General features: G+C 72.3%; 14 protein-coding genes. 11 read left to right on the forward strand and 3 right to left on the reverse strand.

Annotated elements, in window-relative coordinates; all coding sequences use genetic code 11:
- Positions 1-165 precede the first annotated feature (165 nt).
- The 7 genes from E1284_RS30160 to E1284_RS30190 are packed head-to-tail and all read left to right on the forward strand — an operon-like array spanning position 166 to position 7,589.
- On the forward strand, positions 166-1,161 hold the full coding sequence (locus tag E1284_RS30160; RefSeq protein ID WP_131943551.1) for an isocitrate lyase/PEP mutase family protein: 996 nt from the start codon (positions 166-168) through the stop codon (positions 1,159-1,161).
- Positions 1,158-2,564, forward strand: coding sequence for an FAD-dependent oxidoreductase (locus tag E1284_RS30165; RefSeq protein ID WP_131943552.1), 1,407 nt, complete (start codon positions 1,158-1,160; stop codon positions 2,562-2,564). Before E1284_RS30160 ends, E1284_RS30165 begins: the two co-directional genes overlap by 4 nt.
- Positions 2,558-3,328 (forward strand): SDR family NAD(P)-dependent oxidoreductase, encoded by a 771-nt coding sequence (locus E1284_RS30170; protein WP_131943553.1) that lies wholly within the window; start codon positions 2,558-2,560, stop codon positions 3,326-3,328. The genes E1284_RS30165 and E1284_RS30170 overlap by 7 nt, the downstream gene beginning before the upstream one ends.
- A 50-nt stretch (positions 3,329-3,378) precedes the next feature.
- The gene (locus tag E1284_RS30175) at positions 3,379-3,966 is read left to right on the forward strand and encodes a cysteine hydrolase family protein (RefSeq protein ID WP_131943554.1); all 588 of its coding nucleotides are present in this window, start codon (positions 3,379-3,381) and stop codon (positions 3,964-3,966) included.
- Positions 3,967-3,979: 13 nt separating this feature from the next.
- Entirely contained in the window at positions 3,980-5,449 is a 1,470-nt protein-coding gene (locus E1284_RS30180; protein ID WP_131943555.1) for an FAD-dependent oxidoreductase, read from the forward strand.
- 2 nt (positions 5,450-5,451) lie between these two features.
- Positions 5,452-6,255 (forward strand): aspartate/glutamate racemase family protein, encoded by an 804-nt coding sequence (locus E1284_RS30185; protein ID WP_131943556.1) that lies wholly within the window; start codon positions 5,452-5,454, stop codon positions 6,253-6,255.
- Positions 6,252-7,589: an FAD-dependent oxidoreductase gene (locus E1284_RS30190; protein WP_207924034.1), complete on the forward strand. Its 1,338-nt coding sequence runs from the start codon at positions 6,252-6,254 to the stop codon at positions 7,587-7,589. Before E1284_RS30185 ends, E1284_RS30190 begins: the two co-directional genes overlap by 4 nt.
- Positions 7,590-7,750: 161 nt before the next feature.
- Here the strand turns inward: E1284_RS30190 and E1284_RS30195 are convergent, their stop codons facing one another.
- Complete coding sequence (locus tag E1284_RS30195; protein ID WP_131943557.1) at positions 7,751-8,995, reverse strand: oxygenase MpaB family protein; 1,245 nt, start codon at positions 8,993-8,995, stop codon at positions 7,751-7,753.
- A 169-nt stretch (positions 8,996-9,164) separates the two neighbouring features.
- Here E1284_RS30195 and E1284_RS30200 point away from each other — a divergent pair, with 169 nt between their 5' ends.
- Positions 9,165-9,836, forward strand: a complete 672-nt coding sequence (locus tag E1284_RS30200; protein WP_131943558.1) for a TetR/AcrR family transcriptional regulator — start codon at positions 9,165-9,167, stop codon at positions 9,834-9,836.
- Positions 9,837-9,888: 52 nt separating this feature from the next.
- Entirely contained in the window at positions 9,889-11,181 is a 1,293-nt protein-coding gene (locus E1284_RS30205) for a serine hydrolase domain-containing protein (RefSeq protein ID WP_243714834.1), read from the forward strand.
- Positions 11,182-11,214: 33 nt separating this feature from the next.
- Here E1284_RS30205 and E1284_RS30210 read toward each other — a convergent pair whose 3' ends face one another.
- On the reverse strand, positions 11,215-11,940 hold the full coding sequence (locus E1284_RS30210) for an SDR family oxidoreductase (RefSeq protein ID WP_131943559.1): 726 nt from the start codon (positions 11,938-11,940) through the stop codon (positions 11,215-11,217).
- Positions 11,941-12,022: 82 nt separating this feature from the next.
- On the opposite strand from E1284_RS30210, the gene E1284_RS30215 reads away from it, so the two are divergent.
- Positions 12,023-12,862 carry a LysR family transcriptional regulator gene (locus E1284_RS30215; protein WP_131943560.1) on the forward strand — a complete coding sequence of 280 codons (840 nt, stop codon included), beginning with the start codon at positions 12,023-12,025 and terminating at the stop codon, positions 12,860-12,862.
- A 58-nt stretch (positions 12,863-12,920) separates the two neighbouring features.
- On the opposite strand, the gene E1284_RS30220 is transcribed toward E1284_RS30215, so the two are convergent.
- On the reverse strand, positions 12,921-13,976 hold the full coding sequence (locus E1284_RS30220; RefSeq protein ID WP_165965482.1) for an amidohydrolase family protein: 1,056 nt from the start codon (positions 13,974-13,976) through the stop codon (positions 12,921-12,923).
- A 93-nt stretch (positions 13,977-14,069) separates the two neighbouring features.
- On the opposite strand from E1284_RS30220, the gene E1284_RS30225 reads away from it, so the two are divergent.
- Positions 14,070-14,543: a MarR family winged helix-turn-helix transcriptional regulator gene (locus tag E1284_RS30225; RefSeq protein ID WP_243714835.1), complete on the forward strand. Its 474-nt coding sequence runs from the start codon at positions 14,070-14,072 to the stop codon at positions 14,541-14,543.
- Positions 14,544-14,630: the final 87 nt, after the last annotated feature.

The raw sequence follows: 14,630 nt of genomic DNA on the forward strand, positions 1-14,630 counted from the left end.
CCCCCGAGACGCCCCCACCCGTTGACTTGCGGCGTGTTGTTGTTATGAGGCGGCCGATAACAACAACACGCCGCAGGTCAACGGGGCTGGGGTGGTGGGGTTGCGCTTTGCGGTGACCGGTGTCACGGTTGAGGTCTGTAGTAATCACTACATGGAGGAGGTGTCGTGCCGCTTACGCCGCCCTGGGAGCCGGGGTTGCTGTCGTCGCTGACCGGGGTCGGGCCGGGGCCGAGCGCCCGCGGCAAGCGGGCCGCGCTGCGCGCCGCGCTGGCCGCCGCCGCGTCCCGGCCGGGCGGGGCGATCGAGCCGCTGGTGCTGCCCGGCGCGACCGACGCCCTCGGCGCCCGGCTCGTCGAGGAGGCCGGCTTCGCCGCCGTCTACGCGACCGGCGCCGGGCTCGCGAACGCGGGCTTCGGCCTCCCCGACATCGGGCTGATCTCGCTGGCGGAGGTCGCCGACCACGCCGGACGGCTCGCGGAGGCGACCCGCATCCCGCTCGTCTGCGACGCCGACACCGGTTACGGCGGCCCGCTGTCGGCGATGCGCACCGTCCGGCTGCTGGAGCGCGCCGGGGTCGCCGGGCTCCAGCTCGAAGACCAGGAGATGCCGAAGCGGTGCGGGCATTTCGACGCGCACACGCTGATCCCGTCCGGGCACATGCAGACCAAGATCGCGGCGGCGTGCGAAGCGCGGGGCGCGGAAACAGGCACCGACGACGCGCTCGTGATCATCGCGCGCACGGACGCCCGCTCCGCCCACGGCATCGATGAGGCGATCGAGCGCGGCCGCGCCTACGCCGAGGCCGGTGCCGACGCGCTGTTCATCGAGGCGCCGCGGACGGTCGAGGAACTCGCCCTGGTCGGACGCGAGCTGGCCGGCATCCCGCTGATCGTCAACGTCGTGGAGGGCGGCAAGACTCCGCAGCTGGACGTCGCCGCGTACGCCGAACTGGGGTTCGGCGTCGTGCTGTTCGCCAACTACCTGATGCGCTCGATGCACCTGGCCGGCCGGGAGGCCCTCGCCCACCTGCGCGAGCACGGCGAGACCGCGTCCCGGGCCGACCGGATGGCGACCTGGTCGCAGCGGCAGAACCTGTTCAACCTGCCGGAGTTCAGCGCCGCCGAGTCCGCGCTCGACCGGGAGCTGGGGAGCATCGAGTGAGCTCCGTCCCGGGCCTGCCGATCGAGACGGAGCTCCCCGGCCGCGTCGGCGTCCTGGTCCTCGGCGCCGGGCTGGCCGGATGCGCCGCGCTGCTGGCCGCCGCCGAGGCGGGGCAGTACGCGCTGCTGCTGGAGAAGACCGGCGAGATCGGCGGCTCCACCGTGAAGTCGGCCGGGCTGTCGGCGTTCGCCGGCACCGACGAGCAGGCCGAGCAGGGCATCGCCGACTCGGTCGAGTCGCTCCGCGAAGACCTCATCGAGGTCGGAAGGCGGCGCAACGACCCGGCGCTCGTCGACCTGTACTGCGAGCACCAACTGGAGACGTACCGCTGGTTGAAGGGGCACGGCGTCCGGTACGGGGAGATCCATGCCGCGTCCGGCCAGTCGGTGCCGCGCAGCCACCCGTCCGACACCACGCACATGCTGGAACGCCTGCTCAACGCGGCCGGTGAGCGCGGGGCGCGGATCATGCTGAACACCCCGGCGGCCCGGCTGCTGCACGACGGCTCCCGCGTGACCGGCATCCGGCTCGCGGACGGACGCGAGGTCCTCGCCGACGCGGTCGTGCTCGCCACCGGCGGGTTCTCGATGAACCCGAACCTGCTGTCCGCGTTCGCGCCGCAGATGGAGCACGCACTGCGGCAGGGCGGCGCCGGCAACCAGGGCGACGGCCTCAAGATGGCCATGGCGCTCGGTGCCGGGCTGCGCGACACCCCCTACATCAAGGGCACCTACGGGCATTTCCACGTCGAGCACCCGGACGAGGACGGTACCGGGATCCTCGCCGTCTACAAGGGCGCGATCGCGGTCAACCGCGAAGGCCGCCGGTTCGTGGACGAGTCGAAGAACTACAAGGAGATCGGCGACGCGGCGCTCGTCCAGCCTGGCGTGACGACCTGGCAGGTCTTCGACGCCCGGACGATGGCGCAGGCCAACGACGAGGTGCCCATCTACGAGTTCGCGGGCCGCGAGCGGGCCGGGATGCTCCTCAAAGCCGACACGATCGCCGCTCTGGAAGCCGAGATCGGCCTCCCCGAAGGCTCCTTGCAGCGCACGGTCGCCGAGTACAACGCCGCGATCGGGGAGGGCCGCCCCGACCCGTTCGGACGAGCGCACCTGTCGGGCGGAGTGGGCGAACCGACGCCCATCGACCGTCCGCCGTTCTACGCGCACCCGTCCGGGACGGTCGTGCTCGCGACGTACTGCGGGCTCACCGTCGACACCCGCATGCGGGTCGTCGACTGGTGGGGCGAGCCGATCGGACGCCTCTACGCCGCCGGCGAGATCACCGGCGGCTTCCACGGCGCCGGCTACATGACCGGCACGTCCATCGGGAAGTCCGGCGTCTTCGGACGGCTCGCCGGCCGGAACGCCGCCCGTGAGGAGAGCGAACTCCAGTGGTGACGCACGCCTTCGACCTGACGGGCCAGGTCGCCCTCGTGGTCGGCGCGGCGGCCGGTGGCCTCGGCGAACGTGCCGCGCGGGCGCTCGCCGGCGCGGGCGCGACGGTCGCCGCCGCCGACCTGGCCTCGCGCGCCGCCGACCTCACCGCCACCGCGCGGACCTGCGGGGCGAGCACGCACGAGGTCGACGTCACCGACGAAGCGTCCGTCACCGCCCTGATCGACGCCGTCATGGCCGAGCACGGCCGGCTCGACGCCGTCGTCAACGCGGCGGGCGTCATGCTCCGCAAGCCCTACGACGAGACCTCGGTCGAGGAGTTCGAACGGGTCGTCCGCGTCAACCTCACCGGGACCTGGCTCGTCGGACGCGCCGCAGGCCAGGCCCTCACCCGGCAGGGGAGCGGCGGACGCATCGTCAACCTCACCACCGTCTACGCCGAACGTGTCGGACCCGTCCCCGAGTCGGCGTACTACGCGTCCAAGGCCGGCGTCGTCAACGTGACCCGGTCGCTGGCCGCCGAACTCGGCCCGCACGGCGTCACCGTCAACTGCCTGGCGCCCGGCGTCTTCTACCCCACCCAGATGACGGCCGCGCTCGGCGCCGACCCCGACCGGCTGGCGTGGTTCGGCGAGCGCACGATGCTCGGCCGCCTCGGTGACCCCGACACCGACTTCGCCGGACCCCTGCTCCTGCTCGCGAGCCCCGCCGCCTCGTACATGACCGGCCAGGTCGTGTACGTCGACGGCGGCTGGTCCGCCTGGTAACCCCCGCCTGCTTAACCCCGGCTGGTAATCACCGTCCCCTAAGGAGACCCATGACCACCGCCAAGAAGGCCCTGCTCATGCTCGACTACCAGGTCGCGCTCTGCGAGGAGGGGCCGCACCTGAGGATGCCGCCGCTCGCCGCGCAGATCGCCGAGCGCGGCGTGCTCGCGACCGCCGAGCGCGTGCTGGGCGCCGCCCGCGCCGCCGGGACGCTCGTCGTCCACGTGCGGCTGGCGTTCGACCCGTCCTACAAGCTGCGCACCAACCGGCTGCCCCGCTTCGACCCCTACGAGGAGCAGCGGGCGATGCTCGCCGACTCTCCCGAGGCGCAGATCGTCAAGGCGCTGGCGCCGGTCGCGGGCGAGCCCGTCATCGACAAGGGCTGCGTCGACCCGTTCGTGGGGACGGCGCTGCGGGACGTCCTCGCCGCCGAAAAGGTCACCGAGGTCGTCCTCGGCGGCGTCGCGACCAACCTGGTCGTGGAGTCGGCGTCCCGGCACGCCTCCGACTCCGGCCTCCAGGTGACCGTCGTCGAGGACATGTGCGCCTCGTTCCGCCCCGACTTCCACGAGTTCTCCGTGACGAACATGCTGCCGCTGTTCGGCTCCGTGGTCGGCTCCGCCGAGCTCGAGTTCTGAGCGGGGCGCGGTCATGACCGAACAGACCCACCGCTACGACGTCGTCGTGGTCGGCGGCGGGGTCGCCGGCCTGTCGGCGGCCGTCGCGGCGGCCGAGAGCGGCGCCCGCGTCGCGGTCCTGGAACGCTCCCCGGAGGCCGAGACCGGCGGCAACACCCGCCACACCGAGGCGTTCCTGCGCATGAAGTCGCTGGACGAGGTCGCCGACGGCTTCGAGGACGCCCTCGTGGACGACTTCATGGGCCACCCCGACCCGTCCATCGTCAACGACGCGGCTCTCCCGCCGCGCAGGCAGAGCGCGCTCTACCGCGCCACCCACACCATCGACCCCGACTACGTCGCCACGCTCGCCGAGAAGGCCCCGCCGACGCTGCGGTGGATGTCCGGCCACGGCGTCCGGTTCGACTTCATGCCGACGCCGTTCCTCACCCGGTCGACCACCCGGATGGCGCCGGTCGGCGGCGGCCTCGCCATCGTCGAGACGATGGGCGAGGCCGCGCGCGGGCTCGGCGCCGAGTTCCACTTCGAGACCACGGCCCGCCGGCTGGCCTTCTCCGGACGGGGTGTCACCGGCGTGTTCGCGCACACCCCGACCGGGCCCGCCGTGTTCGAGGGCGCGGTCGTCCTCGCGAGCGGCAGCTACCAGGGCAACTTCGAGCTGATGGCGCGCTACCACGGATACGGGGCGCTGACCTGCCGTCCGGTCGCCAAGGGCGGCAACTACAACAAGGGCGAGGGGCTGGAGATGGCGCTGGCGCTCGGCGCCGCGACCGCCGGGAACTTCGCGCTCTTCCACGCCGAGCCGGTCGACCCGCGCAGCGGCGAGCCGGAGGCCGCGATCTTCTGCTTCCCCTACGGCGTGCTGGTCAACAAGGAGGGCCGCCGCTTCGTGGACGAGGCGCGCGGCACCGTCGACGCCTGGTACGAGCGGACCACCCGCTCCATCCAGGCCCAGACCGGCGGAATCGCCTGGGTGATCCTCGACCAGCGGGGGCTGGCGGTGCCGAACCTGATGGCGGGCGTCCGCACCGACGTCCCGCCGGTCACCGCCGGCACCGTCGGCGAACTCGCGCGACTGCTCGGGCTCCCGGCCGCGGCCGTCGAAGAGACCATCGACGCCTACAACGCGGCCTGCCCGCCCTCGGACGGCTTCGACCACAGCAGGCCGGACGGCCTCGCGACCGCCGGACTGGCCGTACCGAAGTCGAACTGGGCCAGGCCCATCGCGGACGGGCCGTTCGCCGCCTACCCGGTCATGGCGGCCAACGTCTTCAGCTTCGGCGGGCTGAAGACCACGTCCGCCGCCGAGGTCGTCGACCGCGACGGCCGCCCCATGACGGGCCTGTACGCGGCGGGGGAGCTGACCGGGCTGTACTACTCCAACTACACCGGCTCCACCTCGGTGCTGCGCGGCGCGACGTTCGGCCGGATCGCCGGCGCGAACGCGGCGGCCCACGCGGCGGTCCAAGCGGCGGGGGAGTGACCATGCGCATCTGGCACCAGTCGTTCACGGTCCTCGACGACGTCCCGCACTACCGGGACGCGCTGGCCCGCCACCTGCGGTCGCAGGCGGCGCCCGGCACCGAGATCGACTTGCACGGAATGAAGCCGGGCACGTACCCGTCCGACTATCCGGGGACGCACATCGGCTACGCCTACCTCGCCGGCCTGCACCGGGAGCAGTTCGTGCACGCGGCACTGCGCGCGCAGGACGAGGGATACGACGCCTTCCTCATCGCGACCATCCCCGACACCGCGTACGAGGAGGTCAGGACGGTCGTCGACATCCCCGTCATCGCGTTCGGGCAGACGTCGGTGCTGATGGCCGCCGCGCTCGGCGACCGCGTCGGGATCGTCAACTTCATCGGCGCCCTGGAACCGCAGCTCCGCCGCAACATGCGCGCCTACCGGCTGGATCGGCTCGTCGGCCCGATCGTGCAGGTGGAGGCCGAGTTCACCGACGTGATGGCCGCATACGCCGACCCGGAGCCGCTGCTGGAGGCGTTCACCCGCGCCGCCCGCACCGCGATCGGGGAGGGCGCGAACGTCATCGTCCCCGGCGAGGGTCCGCTCAACGTGTTCCTCGCCGACCAGGGCCTGTCGCGGGTGGACGACGTGCCGGTGCTCGACTCCCTCGGCACCTGCGTCCGGGTGGCGGAGGTGCGCGCCGCGCAGTTCCACGCGACCGGCCTCGCCCCCGCCCGGACCGGCTTCTACGGGGCACGGCCGCCCCGCCCGCTGATCGACGCCGCCCGCGACTTCTACGGCACGTCCGAGGCACTGTCGTGACCGCCTGGGACACCGACGTGGACGTCGCCGTCGTCGGCGGCGGCGCCTGCGGCATGATGACCGCGCTCCAAGCGGCGCGCAACCCGGACCTGGTCGTCGCCGTCTTCGAGAAGTCGGCCCGCGAGGGATGCAACGCCGCCATCTCCTCCGGCTCCCTCGCCGCCGGAGGCACCCGCTTCCAGGCCGCCGCGGGCATCGACGACTCGCCGAAGCGGCACGCCGACGACATCCTGCGCGCCAGCGGCGACGAGGAATGGCGCCCGGTCGTGGAGGCGCTCTGCGCGGCGGCCCCCGCGTTCGTGGAGTGGATCGCCGGCACCGGCCACCCCATCGAGATCGGCACCGACATGCCCCGCGCCGGCATGACGGCCCCGCGCCTGCACACCGACACCGGGCGGCTGGGCGGCGGCCGGCTCACGCGCCACCTGCGCGGCCTCCTCGAAGGCCACGACAACATCGCCTTCGTGGACGAGGCGCCCGTCGTCGACCTCGTCTCCGGCGACGACGGGGTGGCCGGGGTCGTCGTCTCCCAGAACGGGGCGCTGCAACGCGTCCGGGCCGGTGCCGTCGTCCTCGCCGCCGACGGGTTCGCCGCCGACCGGGCGCTGGTCGAGGAACACCTGCCCCACCTCGGGACGCCCTTCTACGGCGGCGTCTCCACCTCGACCGGCGACGCGCTCGCCTGGGCGCTGCGGCTCGGCGGACGGCTGCGGAACATGGGCGCCGGGCTCCGCTCCGGCCTCGTCGTGGCCGGCCACGGCACCCGCGTGTCCCCGGCGCTCCAGTTCAACGGCGCCGTCCTCGTAAACCTCGACGGCGAACGCTTCGTGGACGAGGAGTCCAAGGGCTACTCGTCGTTGGCCGGCGTCCTTCAACGACAGCGGGGCGAGCGCGCCGCGATGATCTGGGACGCCACCGCGATGGCCGCCACCCGCGAGTCGGAGATGATGCGCGAATGCCTCGCCGCGGGCGCCGTCCAGGACCGTCCGTCCATCGAGGATCTGGCCGAGACCCTGGGCCGCACGGTCGAGGAGACCGAGCGCGCACTGACCCCGCTGCCCGGACGCCGCCGGCTCACCGCGCCCTTCCACGTCGCCTGGGTCACCCACGGCCTGCTCGCCACCCAGGGCGGCCTGGTGATCGACCCGTCCGGCCGTGTTCTCGACGGCGAAGGCGAACCGATCCCGAAGCTGTACGCGGGCGGCGGCACCGCCTGCGGCCTGGCCGGCCCCCACTCGGACGGCTACATGTCCGGCAACGGGCTGCTCTCCGCCTTCGGCATGGGCTGGATCATCGGCACCGCCCTGGCCGCCGGTCACGGGGCCGCCGCGTAACGGGCGCCGATACCGCCGCTCGGTCGTCCGCGAAGGCGCTGTCCATTCCCCGGGCCTGCTCCTCCTCGGTCATGGTGATCGGCAGCGGTCCGTGCGGTGCGCCGGCGACGTCGGCTTCCGGCACCTCACCTGACGGGGGTGCCGGAAGGCGACGTGCGTGATCACGGGTAGTTCGGGTTGTTGGTCGTCGGGATCGAGATGCTGATCGGGTAGTTCGCCCCGGACAGGACGAACAGGACCACCTGGCGGATGATCTCGTCGAAGAGCCAGTAGACCTGCCGCAGCTGCTTCGGCGCGTCGGTCAGGTCGAGGATGCCCTCCCGGACGGCGACGAACGGCGGCCAGAGGTTCTCGAAGATCGGGTCCCACACCGGTTCCCGCGGGATCTTCAGCCAGCCGGCGATCTCGTCCCCGAGCACGTACCGGGTGAGCGCGCCGAGGACGGGCTTGGACAGGAAGCCGAGGTCGATGAACGAGGCCAGGTTCAGCAGCATGTCGGCGAGCTTGACGCCCTCCGGCGTGGGCGCGAGGACCGGGTTCAGGACCTGCTCGGCCTGCGCGTTCGCCTCGTCCCACGACTTCGGGATGTACTCGTCCCTGATGCCGAGCATGTGCCCGGTGAGCTGCCAGGAGTGCAGGAAGGCCGCGGACTCGTCGGCGGGGATCGGAACCTGCCACTTGGCCAGCTGCTTCATGACCGTCGTGGGCAGGCTGTGCCAGGTGACCATCATGTCGGCCTGGCTGATCGGGATGCTCTCGTCGGCGACCTTCGACCAGTTCGGCGACTTGGGCAGCAGGTGCCGCACGCCCGAGTGGGCCAGCCGCGTCTTGACGCAGGTCACGATCATCTCGCCCTCGGGATCGAAGGCCTTCTCGGTGCCGACGTCGTAGCCGAGCTTGGCGGTCTTGGTGATGCGGTCCCGCATGTCCGCACCGCCCTTGGAGTAGTAGACCGCGCGCGCCTCCTTGGGGATGGCCGTGCTCATCATCCCGCTGGCGAAGCCGTAGGTGACGCCGAGGTAGAGCCCGCGCTTCTCGTTGAACTCGAACGCCTTCGCGAGCTTGGCCGTGTCCGTCCAGGACGGGAGCCGCCGGGCCTTCTCGATGAAGGCCGCGAGGTCGGCCGGCAGCCCTTTGGGCAGCGTCTGGCCGTTCTTCGTCCAGGTCTTCAGCAGCTTGTTCACGTCGGGGACGGCGCCGCTGTCGATCAGCGAGGCGACCAGCTCGTCGCATTCCGGATCCCAGACCCACGTCGGGTCGGCGCCGTCACCGTAGCCCGCGACCGACCCCTTGGGGGACCACGTCCACAGTGAGGACGCCTGGGCGGGCGTCGCGACGCTCAGCGCGCCGAACGCCCCCAACGTCCCACCCGCCGCGAGCACATGGCGCCTGCTGGGTTTCTCCATGCCTTCACTCCTCCGTGGCCGAGAGAACCTCGCTGATACGGTGAAACAAGGACCGTTTCCGCGTATCATCTGTAACAGCGCCAATAACAGCACAACGTGTCCGTCATCACAAGACCTAACGTGACGATGGTTACGATTGGGCGGAATCGGGCGTCTCGGGAGGAGCCTCGTGGATTCTGTGCTGTCCTTCCTGGCCGGGCAGGGCCGGGAGTCCGTGCTCGAACGCGCCTACACCGACGCGGTCGAGCAGGTCGACGACAAGGACGAGACCCGGACGCGCGTCCTCGACGCCGCCTACGAGCAGTTCTCCCGGATGGGCGTCCAGCGCTCGACCATGGAGGACGTCGCCCGCCGGGCCGGGGTCTCCCGCATCACCGTCTACCGGCGGTTCGCCACCAAGGACGCGCTGGTCGAGCACGTGGTGCGCCGGGAGTTCCGCCGCTACTTCGACCAGTTCCTGCTCGACATCGGGCAGGCCGAGACCGCCGCGGACCGGGTGGTGCTGGGCTTCGTCAGCTCGCTGCGCGCCATCCGCCGCAACCCGCTCATCGGCGGCCTGATCGCGACCGAACCGGACCTGGTCGTCCCGTCGATGATCAGCGACGGGGGGCGGACGCTCGCCACCGTCCGGCAGTTCGTCGCGGGCCAGCTCCGCCACGAGCAGCGCGCCGGCACCGTCTCGGCGGACCTCGACATCGACCACGTGGCCGAGCTGATGGTCCGGATATCCGCGTCCTTCCTGGCGATCCCGAGCCACCTCGTCGACCTGGACGACGACGACCAGGTCGCCGCCCTGGCCCGCCGCTTCCTCGTCCCCATGCTGAACCCACCGCGCCCGTGACCGGCCCGTCCGCGGGGCGCCGGGTGCCGGCGCGGCCTTCTACGGTGGGCGGATGAGGATGGAGATCGACGAGGTCGAGGCGTGGCTGCGGGAGCGGTTGCCGGGGCTTGCGGAGGAGCACGGGGTACCGGGGGTCTCGGTCGCCGTCGACGCCGGAGGACGGGTGGTCGAGGCGGCGGCGGGTGTGCTGAGCACGGCGACGGGCGTGGCGGCGACGGTCGACTCGGTGTTCCAGATCGGGTCGATCACCAAGACGCTGACGGCGACCCTGGTGATGGGCCTCGTCGCCGAGGGGCTGGTGGAACTCGACGCCCCGGTGGACGCCTGCATTCCCGGTTTCCGAGAGGCGACCGTCCGGCAGCTGCTGTGCCACACGGCCGGGTTCGAGGGCGACGTGTTCACCGACACCGGCAAGGGCGACAACTGCCTGGAGCGGTACGTGGAACTGCTGGCCGACGTGCCGCAGATCTTCGAGCCCGGCGAGATGTTCTCCTACAACAACGCGGGCTACTGCGTGCTCGGCCGGATCGTCGAGGTCGTGCGGGGCCGGCCGTTCGACCAGTGCATGCGGGACCATCTGTTCACGCCGCTGGGCATGACGCACGCGTCGAGCGATCCGTACGAGGCGATCCTGCATCGCGCGGCCGTCGGCCACCTTGGCGGACGGCCCGCACCGGCCTGGGCGATGGCGCGCTCGAACGCGCCCGCCGGCTCGATGCTCGCCATGACCCCGCGCGACCTGCTGGCCTTCGCCCGGTCGCATCTCACCGACGACGGGCTGCGGGCGATGCGGGAGCCGCAGGTCGCCCTGCCGGAGATCGGCTGGGGGACGGCCTGGGGCCTGGGCTGGGAGCTCTACGACCTGCCGGGCGGCCCGGTCTTCGGCCACGACGGCAACACCATCGGCCAGTCGGCCGTCCTGCGGATAGACCCCGGCCGCGACCTGTCCGTGGCGGTCTTCACCAACGGCGGCGACCGCAAGCGGCTGATGAAGGAGATCCTCGGCAGGGTCGTCGAGTTGCCAGCTGAGCCCGTCCCGGATCCCGCGACCCGCCCGGACGCCGGCCGCTGCGCGGGCGTCTACGTGTCGAGCACGAGCGAGACCACGGTGAGCGCCGACGCACAGGGACGGCTGTGGCTGGAGCAGGTCCCCCTCGGCTTGGCGGTGGAGGCCGGCGACGAGCCGTACCGGACGGAACTGCTCGGCTGGCGCGGAGACTCCCTCCTGCCTGCGGAGCCCGGCCACGGCCCGGTCGCGTTCCTGGGGGACGACGGCGAGGGCCGCGCGCGCTACCTGCACACGGGCCGCGCCGACGTCCGAGCACCCGCACGGACCGAACCCTGAACGGAGGCGGTCCAGGGTTCGGCCATTCCGGTATTACCAGGGGATGGGGCCGTCGTCGTCGAAGAACGCGCCGGTCGGGCCGTCGTCCGGGAGCTGGGCGAGGCGGATCGCGGTCGCCGCGCCCTGCTCGGGGGTGCGGACGCCGCGGAAGCCGTTGAGGTCGGTCGCGCAGAAGCCGGGGCAGGCGGCGTTGATCAGAATGCCGGTGCCGGCCAGCTCCTTGGCGTACTGGACGGTGACCGCGTTGAGGAACGTCTTGGACGGCGCGTAGGCGGCGGCGATCGGGCCCGTCCCGGCGTCGGGATCGCTCTGCCGGGTCAGGGAGCCGACGGTGCTCGACATGTTCACGATGCGCGGGGACGCCGACCGGCGCAGCAGCGGCAGCATCGCGTTGGTGACGCGGATGACGCCGATGACGTTGGTCTCCACGACCGTCCGCATGGTCTCGGGGGCGACCTTCGTCGGCTCCTGCGGCATGCCGCCGGTGATCCCGGCGTTGTTGACCAGCACGTCGAGGCGTCCGGCCCGCCCCTCGACCAGCTCGGCGGCCGCGGCCGCGCTCGTGTCGTCGGTCACGTCGAGGGGCACGCCGAAGGCATCGATCCCGTCGGCGCGCAGCTTCTCCACGGCGGCGTCCCGCCGTCCGTCGTCCCGGGCGCCGACGCCGACGCTCCAGCCGAGGGCGCCGAGCCCGGCCGCGATCTCGTAACCGATTCCCTTGTTCGCGCCGGTGACCAGCGCGACCTTCTGTTCGCTCATGTCTCAAGCCTGCGCGCGCCCCACCCGGAACCTCCAACACCAACTGGGTGGGCGGTGATACCTCCCGGGTATCGTGGCCGGTATGGAGACGCGGGAGCTGCGGTACTTCGTCGCCGTCGCCGAGGAACTGCACTTCGGCCGTGCCGCCGAGCGGCTCGGCATCGCACAGCCGCCGCTCTCCCGGGCGATCCAGAAGCTCGAACGACGGCTCGGGGTGACCCTCCTCGAACGCACCAACCGCAACGTCGCCCTCACCCGAGCCGGGTCGGTACTCCTCCGCGAAGGACGAGCGGCCCTGGACGCCGTCGACGCCGCCGACCGCCGCACCCGCCGCGCCGCCCACGTGGAACCCGGCCTCGTCCTGGTCACGAAGGCCGCCGCGTCCAGCGAACTCCTGCAGAAGCTGCTGGACGCCTACGCCGCCGAACCAGGCGCGATCTCCGTTGACGTCCTCCTGTGCGGCCCCGGCGAACAGGAGCGGCTGCTCCGCGACGGCCGCGCGGACGTGGCCCTGCTGCACCGCCCGTTCGACTCGACGGCCGGGTTCGACACCGAGGAACTGCGCACAGAGAACCAGGTCGCGTTCCTTCCCGCCGGGCACCCCCTCAGCACCCGGCCGCACCTCCGCATGGCGGACGTCACCGACCTGCCCGGTCTCCCCATGCCCCGCTGGCCCGCCTCCGACGGCACCTACCCGGACGGCCCCGGCCCCCAGGTGAGGGACCATGCGCAGCTACTGCAACTCATCGCACTGGGCCGCGCCTCCGCCGTCCTCCCCGAATCGGCCGCGACCTACCTGCGCGAGGGCCTGGCCGCCGTCCCCATCCTGGACGCACCGAAGGTGACGACAGTGATCGCCTGGCCCCCGCACAGCCGCTCCCGCCCTCTGGCCCTCCTCGTCCGAACCGCCACCACCCTGTAGAGCACCACCTGACCGCCCGCGCCCGCCCCCCGAATGCGGGGCGGGCGCGGGGACGCGGTCAGCGGGTGAGGCGGGCGGCTAGACGCGGTAGGAGGTGGAGGGCGTTCGTGCGGGTTATGGCGCGGTGGGTTCGGTTGTTGAGGGACGAGTCGTGATCGAGGGTTCTGGTGTTGAGGGTCACCTCGCGGGCCGTGTTCGCGGGCCAGTCGGTGCCGTAGAGGATGCGGTCGGGGCCTACTGCGTTGAGCAAGGTCGGAGTGGCGTACGGGGACGTCGGCAGGGCCGTGTCGTAGTAGAAGCGGCGGAGGGTGGGGCGCATGTCCGCCGGGAACGGGCCGCCGTCCTCTCGGTGCGAGCGTTCGGCGCGGCCGGCCATGTACGGCAGGAAACCGCCGCCGTGGGACAGGATGACCGAGACGTTGCGGTGCCGGTCGAGTGTTCCGGCGGCGATCAGGCTGAGTGCGGTGCGGGTGGTGTCGAGGAGGTAGTCGGCGAGCCAGTCGCCGACCTCGGGCACCTCGACGATGCCCTTGGGCGCGACCGGGTGGGTGAACACGACCGCGCGGCGGCGGTCGAGTTCGGCGAAGAGCGGTTCGAACATCGGGTCGCCGAGGTAGTGGCCGTCGGCCGAGGTGTTGAGCAGGATCCCGTCGGCGCCGAGGTCGTCCAGTGCGTGGGCGGCCTGGGTGAGGGCCAGGTCCGGGTGGAGCATCGCCACGTTGGCGAAGAAGCCGAAGCGGGCGGGGTGGGCGCGGGCCAGTGCGGCGAGCGACTCGTTGCACACCTGGACGCCCGAGACGGCGGTCGCGCGGTCCTGGAAGATCTCGGCGGGCACCGGCGCGGACGCGACGCCGGCGGCGATGCCGTTCGCGTGCATGGTCCGGAGCGTGCTCTCCAAGGTCCACTGGGCCCAGGACGGGCCACCGGTCGGCGGGAGGATGCCCTGGTCGACCGCCCATTGCCGCATGGCGGGCGGGACGGCGTGGTGGTGGGTGTCGATCCTGCCGCGTGCGGGCCGGGGCGGGCTCGCCGCGGCGCCGGTCGCGGGCAGCGCGGTCGCCGCCGCGGTCAGGCCGGACAGCTGGAGGGCACGTCGGCGGGTCAGTTCGGGCATGGCCGTCTCCGTTCGGCTCAGTCGAAGCGCCGCCCACGTCTCTACTGAGAATGTCTCATATGAGACTATATCAGGACGCCCTACCATGGGGCCATGCTCGACGACCTGCTCGAACGGATCCTGGCCGAGGACGGCGACGCCGCCGCACGGCACGTGGGGCTCGGCATGCTGCTGGCCACCGCGCACGGCCGGAGCCGCGCGGGGATGAACGACGAGCTGCGCCCGCTCGGCATCGACGTCCGCGAGTTCACGATGCTGCTCGCCCTGGACATGTACGGGCCGTCCAGCCAGCGGCGCCTCATCGACCTGACCGGCATCGACAAGTCGACGATGGTGCGCATCATCGACGCGCTGGAGCGCGCTGGGCTGGTCCGGCGCGAGCGGGTGCCGGAAGACAGGCGGGCGTACTCGGTCATGTTGACCGATGACGGCAGGCACACCCTGGAGAGCGGGCGGCGCGCCGGTGCCGACGTGGGGGAGCGGCTCTTCGGCTGGCTCCGCCCGGACGAACGCGACCAGATCATCGGCCTGCTCCGCCGGCTCGCCGAGCACACCGCCCCCCGCTAGCCGCCTCCCCCTCTGGCGCAGTGCGCCATCCGGTGCACGGAGGTCTGGTGAGGGACGCGTCAGCCGGCGGGGTGGCCGGGGGAGAGG

The organism is Actinomadura bangladeshensis (assembly GCF_004348335.1).
GTDB lineage: Bacteria > Actinomycetota > Actinomycetes > Streptosporangiales > Streptosporangiaceae > Spirillospora > Spirillospora bangladeshensis.

Bases quoted from the DNA above. Each gene is read 5' to 3' on its own strand.
- E1284_RS30175 (WP_131943554.1), top strand. From the start codon at position 3,379: ATGACCACCGCCAAGAAGGCCCTGCTCATGCTCGACTACCAGGTCGCG.
- E1284_RS30180 (WP_131943555.1), top strand. From the start codon at position 3,980: ATGACCGAACAGACCCACCGCTACGACGTCGTCGTGGTCGGCGGCGGG.
- E1284_RS30185 (WP_131943556.1), top strand. From the start codon at position 5,452: ATGCGCATCTGGCACCAGTCGTTCACGGTCCTCGACGACGTCCCGCAC.
- E1284_RS30195 (WP_131943557.1), bottom strand. From the start codon at position 8,995: ATGGAGAAACCCAGCAGGCGCCATGTGCTCGCGGCGGGTGGGACGTTG.
- E1284_RS30205 (WP_243714834.1), top strand. From the start codon at position 9,889: ATGAGGATGGAGATCGACGAGGTCGAGGCGTGGCTGCGGGAGCGGTTG.
- E1284_RS30210 (WP_131943559.1), bottom strand. From the start codon at position 11,940: ATGAGCGAACAGAAGGTCGCGCTGGTCACCGGCGCGAACAAGGGAATC.
- E1284_RS30215 (WP_131943560.1), top strand. From the start codon at position 12,023: ATGGAGACGCGGGAGCTGCGGTACTTCGTCGCCGTCGCCGAGGAACTG.
- E1284_RS30220 (WP_165965482.1), bottom strand. From the start codon at position 13,976: ATGCCCGAACTGACCCGCCGACGTGCCCTCCAGCTGTCCGGCCTGACC.
- E1284_RS30225 (WP_243714835.1), top strand. From the start codon at position 14,070: ATGCTCGACGACCTGCTCGAACGGATCCTGGCCGAGGACGGCGACGCC.